This is a genomic window from Streptomyces sp. CLV115 (assembly GCF_038448545.1).
GTDB lineage: Bacteria > Actinomycetota > Actinomycetes > Streptomycetales > Streptomycetaceae > Streptomyces > Streptomyces sanglieri.
Genome location: NZ_JBCEWQ010000283.1, coordinates 1 through 5,078 on the forward strand (window position 1 = coordinate 1; position 5,078 = coordinate 5,078).

Genomic DNA, 5,078 nt, shown 5'->3' on the forward strand with positions numbered 1-5,078 from the left:
GTCCTTGAGCGCATCACGGAGCTGCGCGGCGTTCCAGACCTGCGGGGCGTGCTCGAAGACATCGGTCATGGGCACAGAGTGCCGGACCGGACCGGGCCGCTGATGGAGACACGGCTGTACCCCGGGCAGAGTGCGCTTATCCGGGGTACAGGGGGCCGGGGTGAATAGCTGATCACCGGTGGTGAAGCACGCCCGGCCGGTGGACACCGTACCGTCAGCTCGCGTCCGGTAGGTCACGCAGGTCGGGAAGGTTGAACAGGCGCTGCGCCCGGCGGCCGTTCTCCTGGCGCAGTGCGGTTCCCCACGGCCAGGGCCACCAGGTGTCGGCGGTGGGGCAGGGGCAGACGAGGTGGTGCGCGACGTGGCATGTGGCGCCGGGGGTGGGTTCGGCATCCCCCGTGTTCCACGCCGTGCCGTCGGGGGTGATGCGCCATCGCCGGCGGGGTGGCAGTTGGTGGGAAGGCACGGTGATGCCGGATTCGAGGAGCACCCAGTGGCCTTCGTGCAGGGTGGGGTACCGGTCCTGTGGGAGTCCGCAGTCCGGGCAGTCGGGCGGTGCGGGTGGTTTTGGTGCGGTGGCGCCTTCGCGGAGGGCTTGCAGCTCGTCGTCGGGGTGGTCCGGCCAGGGTGTGGTGTTCTCGGTGTCCCCCATGATTGAAAGGGTCCGGACGGGCCGTCAGGTGCGGTAGGGCGCGATCCGGCCGGTACAGGAGAGGCCCGTGGTCCTGGGGCGGCCGTACGCGCCACACGGTGCGCACGCAGGCTCGGGGGCCGGTCCGCCCTTGGCTGATTCAGTGTCAGAACACGCCAACTACGGGTCTGTCGCCGCCAGACATTGGCCTTCTCCGGTCAACGCCCTGCGACGGGACAACCCGGCAGAGGCGGTGCCGGGCTGTCAGAGCGGCGCTGCCGGGGTCGTGGTGGTCAAGCTCGGCACGCGGCTCGACAACGTCCGCAAACGCGCCGCGAAACTCCCCGAACAACGCCGCGCCGACCTCGACCAGCTCGGTATGCACTGGTAGGCGCGGGCGGAACGGGGTAGCGGTCCGGGTGGCTGGTTCGTCCGCGTGCACTGATTTAGGTCAATACACCGAACTCATTCCGAAATAGAAGCTTCAGTTGACATGGTTGGCGGCTTCTGTCACGCGGCTTCTGCCACGGTCCATGGGTTGGGTCGGGCCGGCCAGACGCCCGCCGAACCGGGAGGAGGCCACTATGGAGAACCGATCACCACTCACCTCGGCACAGCAGTACCTTACGGACCGCCTGGCGGCGGGCACTGACATCCGGCCCGCAGCTACGAGGCGGAAGCCTGGGCTTCTGTGAGGCGGTCCAGCCGCGTGCAGAGGGCCCGCACGAGGCGGGCACGGTTCTGGGCGCAGCGGGCAGGCCGCTCCGCCGTTCGCACCGACCGCCGAGGGCATCGTCGAGCGGACCTTCGGATCGACACGTTGTTCCGCCAGCACCCGCCCGGTTACACCGGCTCCGACGTCACCCGCCGAGGCAAGGACGGCATGACTTGGAGACGCCGAAGCGGGGCGGCACAGCCCGCCAGGCACAGCCACTGACCAGTACGTAGATGATCGCCGCGAACTGCGTCTCATCAGGTGTGTCCTGCGTCCCGCCACCCTGCGGCCGCACCTTCGACGGCGGGATCAACAGCTTGGCGGTCTCCCACAACCCGTCCGGAACAATCCAGCACCGCCCGGCCGCGGGCGCGGCGCAGGGTCGCGGCGTTTTGCAGCCGGTCGTCGCCTGTACGCCTGCCCGCACCCCGATGGCAGGGTGCAGAGGGCACCGCAAGAAATACGACAGAAGATGTCGGGTTTTGTGGAGACAGTGGGGGCGCCGGTCGGTGCCGTGTGGTGGCGCGGACCTGGACGACGGACAGATAAGGACCCTCATGCGCGAAACACCCGGTGATCTCCAGCGGCTCCAAGCCCTCCTCGACGCCTCGCTCTCCCGCTCCACGGCGCACCTGCGGTCGATCATCAGCAGCGAGCGCACGCTCACCGCCGAGCATCTCACTCGCGTGCTCACCGGCATGTGCACGCTTGCGCTGTCCACCGTGACGGCGAAGGCCGAGCCGCGGGTCAGCGGCGTGGACGGGCACTTCTTGCACGGAAAGTGGCACTTCGGCACCGCGCGCGGCGCCGCAAAGGCCCGGCACCTCGCCGCCCGGCCCGCCGTCAGCGCCGCGCACATGCGCGGGGAGGATCTGGGTGTGTTCACACACGGCACCGCGGAGGTCCTCAACCCCCACCGCGGCGAGCCAGCCGCCGACTGGCCAGACCTGCTCGCGTACTTCCGGGACTTCTACGGAGACGATGCCTTCGACTGGGACCACGACGTGGTCTTCTACCGACTGCACCCGCAGTGGATGGCCGTGTTCGCCCCCGACCTCGCCAAGCTCGGCGGGAAGGCGGACGAGGCGTGACCCGGCCCGTATCGGACACGCGCATGCCGGCCTCCCACGCTGCCGGGGCCGGCAAGGCGCGCGACACCATCGACGTCGTGTGCTCACCAACAACCTGCGCGACGTGTCCGTCAGCATCCCCAAAGGCCGGCTCGTAGCCTTCACCAGCGGCAGCGGCAGCGGCATCGGCATCGGCATCGGCAAAACCTCACTCGCTATCGACACCCTGCACAGCGAGGTCCAACTGCGGTACCTGGAGGGCCTTTCGCTGTTCGTACGCCAGTGCATCACCCAGCGCAACCGCCCCAAGGCCGACCGTGTCCTCGGCCTCGGCGCCACGCTCGCGGTCGACCAGCGCCGCCTGAACCGCAACCCCCGCTCCGCGGTCGCCACCCTCACCGGGATCGACGGGCACCTCGGACTGCTCTACTCGCGCCTCCCGCGGATCGGCCCGGACACGGGCCCGGTCGCGGACGCCGGCGCCGGTCCCCTGACCACTGCGCACTTCGACCGCCACACTCCCGAAGGCAGCTGCGCGGACTGCCACGGCGCCGGCGGACGCTGGCGGGCCCAGGAAGACCTCGTCGTCGCCCGCCCGGACCTCTCCCTCTTCGAATGTGCCTCCCTCTGATCCGCCAAGCCGCGATCCCGAGCATCCTCGACGGCACCGAACGCATCATCACCAAGGCGTCCCTGGACCAGGCCCGCCTGGACCACCTCGCCGAAACCCACCGCCGCCCCGTCCCAAAAGGGTTCCGCTCACTCCGCCGGTAGGCCCTTCTTTTCTGCCCTGCGGTCGACTCAGAAGGCCGTGACCAGGGAAAATACACCTGGGCCTTTAGAAGTTGACGCTATCTGAGGAATGCCAAGAAGACCTCAATGAAGAAGAGACATCCCCAGACCAGCAGGCCTACGCCCCCGCAAACCCGCGCTCACACAGTCTCGACCAACCCTGGATATCCCCAGCACACACCGCGCCCCGTACTCCAACTACACCCCACGAAACGACACCCGATGGCTCTGGTTGGTGCGGCCGGTCGCGCGGTGCTCGGCCACGGCCCGAGTCAGGCGATATCTGCGGGGCGCGCGCGTTGCGGGGTAGCGGTGAAGAAGTCACGCAGCGGCTGTTCGATGAGGCGCGCGTGGTCCGGGCCCTCGGCGGCGTCGAGCAGGGGTGCGAGGTCGTTGGTGTCCGAGGGGGTCAGGATGAGCCAGCGCAGGAAGATCTGCAGCGTGATGAGTCTGAGCGTGCGCAGCGCTTCCAGCTTCTCTTTCTCTGCCTGGTCCTCGATCACGCCGCCGTGGACGTAGGCGGATCGGGCCTTGTAGGCATTCTTGACGAGGGCTTCGGTTCGTGCCTGTTCCACCGGTGTGAGGCAGAGAGCGGCGGCACGGGACCGGATGTTCTTGGCGATGTTCTTGTGGCGCTCGTCCACGGGGCTGATGAGCAGGGCCTCCAGGGCGATGACGTAGTCGAGGAGCAGTTCGTCGGTTTCCACAGGCCAGAAGCCGTTGTCGTCGTAGGTGCGCTGGTAGGCGGCCAGGAGGTGACGGGCGGCTCGTTCGAGGCGCCGGGCGCGCCGGTTGGCGATGCGCCGTTTGTGCGTCACGCCGGTCATGATGGCGTCGATCTCCACCGAGATCGCGGTGCAGAAGGCAGTCAGGGCTTCGAGGCTCGTGGATGGGACGTGGAAGGCGCCGGTTTCACGGACCTCGACCTCGGTGAAGGTCTGCAGGGTGTACTGCCCCAGCCGGATCCGCGTTCCCGGGGGAAGCCGCCGTTGAGGAGCAGCCACCGCTCCGGAACCGGTGCCGGGTGGGCGCAGAAGGCGACGAAGCTGTCCGCGACCTCGGCCTTGGGTACGTCCGTGCTGTCGATGTTCGTCTCGGCGATAGAGCGGGCCAAGACCGGCTCCCTGTGTCCGGCGATCCGCTGGTACCTACTGACGCTCAATCCGGAGCGGGACGCCACCGAGACGTTGCGCACTCAGTTGAGGGGTGCGCTCATGCGGGTGGAGAAGCGCGGGCTCTCAGTGCCAAAGCTGCCGACGCAGGCCGAACCAAACTTCAGCGAGGAGCGAGATGCCCTGCCAGCACCATCTGGGGCAGGGGTGCAGGCCGGCGTGTGACGGCGTGGCGTGGATGTTGTGCTGCCTGCTGGATCCTCCGGTTCGGAGACCGTGGGAGCTGCAGGAGGCTGACGTGGCGTGGCTGGTGCAGCGGGTGATGGAGATCGTAGGCGTGCCTGTGGAGACGTGCGACTAGCGCGTCCGGTTGCGGCCGGTGTCCCAAAGCTGTTTCTCGCAGACCCCTGAGGCCCGGACAGCATCAACAGCGATACGGTCCAACCAGCGGGAGAACCGAGCAGGTTGAGATTCTTGTGGTTGAGGGGGAATGCCGGGCGATGTCCTCGTCGCGGATCTCGTGGTCCTCGGCGCGCAGCTGGTCGACGACGGCGTGGATGTACCGGTGCGAGCGAAGAACGCCCCGTGCCACGGCCCGCAGGACGCGGGTGAACAAGGAGCTGCGCGAGGCCGGCTGCCCCGTGCGGTCAGCAGCCAGGGCGATGACCGAGGCGCGGCGGGACGAGCGGGCGCCGGTCCGGGGTGCGGGGGCCGCCGGATATCGCAACACCTCGGGGCGTGGGTGGGGCCGTGGTGGG

The 5,078-nt window shown here is 68.6% G+C and carries 9 protein-coding genes and 1 pseudogene; 5 read left to right on the top strand and 5 right to left on the bottom strand.

Annotated features, from left to right (window positions below; translation table 11 throughout):
* A partial coding sequence (locus AADR41_RS43080; protein WP_446751206.1) for a DUF6225 family protein occupies positions 1-69 on the bottom strand: 69 nt, incomplete at its 3' end.
* Between the two features lie 145 nt (positions 70-214).
* Entirely contained in the window at positions 215-652 is a 438-nt protein-coding gene (locus AADR41_RS41145) for a DUF6083 domain-containing protein (RefSeq protein ID WP_342287504.1), read from the bottom strand.
* Between the two features lie 142 nt (positions 653-794).
* Here AADR41_RS41145 and AADR41_RS41150 point away from each other — a divergent pair, with 142 nt between their 5' ends.
* Positions 795-1,022, top strand: a complete 228-nt coding sequence (locus AADR41_RS41150; RefSeq protein WP_342287505.1) for a hypothetical protein — start codon at positions 795-797, stop codon at positions 1,020-1,022.
* Positions 1,023-1,515: 493 nt separating this feature from the next.
* Here AADR41_RS41150 and AADR41_RS41155 read toward each other — a convergent pair.
* A pseudogene (locus tag AADR41_RS41155) lies at positions 1,516-1,695 on the bottom strand (transposase); the annotation flags it as partial.
* Positions 1,696-1,903: 208 nt separating this feature from the next.
* Here AADR41_RS41155 and AADR41_RS41160 point away from each other — a divergent pair.
* The 3 genes from AADR41_RS41160 (at position 1,904) to AADR41_RS41170 (ending at position 3,190) form a co-directional block, all read left to right on the top strand.
* Entirely contained in the window at positions 1,904-2,437 is a 534-nt protein-coding gene (locus AADR41_RS41160) for a pyridoxamine 5'-phosphate oxidase family protein (protein ID WP_342287506.1), read from the top strand.
* A 79-nt stretch (positions 2,438-2,516) separates the two neighbouring features.
* The gene (locus AADR41_RS41165; protein WP_342287507.1) at positions 2,517-3,047 is read left to right on the top strand and encodes a hypothetical protein; all 531 of its coding nucleotides are present in this window, start codon (positions 2,517-2,519) and stop codon (positions 3,045-3,047) included.
* Entirely contained in the window at positions 3,032-3,190 is a 159-nt protein-coding gene (locus tag AADR41_RS41170; protein ID WP_342287508.1) for a hypothetical protein, read from the top strand. The genes AADR41_RS41165 and AADR41_RS41170 overlap by 16 nt, the downstream gene beginning before the upstream one ends.
* A gap of 290 nt (positions 3,191-3,480) precedes the next feature.
* On the opposite strand, the gene AADR41_RS41175 is transcribed toward AADR41_RS41170, so the two are convergent.
* Positions 3,481-4,212, bottom strand: a complete 732-nt coding sequence (locus tag AADR41_RS41175; protein ID WP_342287510.1) for a hypothetical protein — start codon at positions 4,210-4,212, stop codon at positions 3,481-3,483.
* Between the two features lie 72 nt (positions 4,213-4,284).
* Here AADR41_RS41175 and AADR41_RS41180 point away from each other — a divergent pair, with 72 nt between their 5' ends.
* Positions 4,285-4,545, top strand: coding sequence for a hypothetical protein (locus AADR41_RS41180; RefSeq protein ID WP_342287511.1), 261 nt, complete (start codon positions 4,285-4,287; stop codon positions 4,543-4,545).
* 199 nt (positions 4,546-4,744) lie between these two features.
* Here AADR41_RS41180 and AADR41_RS41185 read toward each other — a convergent pair.
* A partial coding sequence (locus AADR41_RS41185) for a hypothetical protein (RefSeq protein ID WP_342287512.1) occupies positions 4,745-5,078 on the bottom strand: 334 nt, incomplete at its 5' end.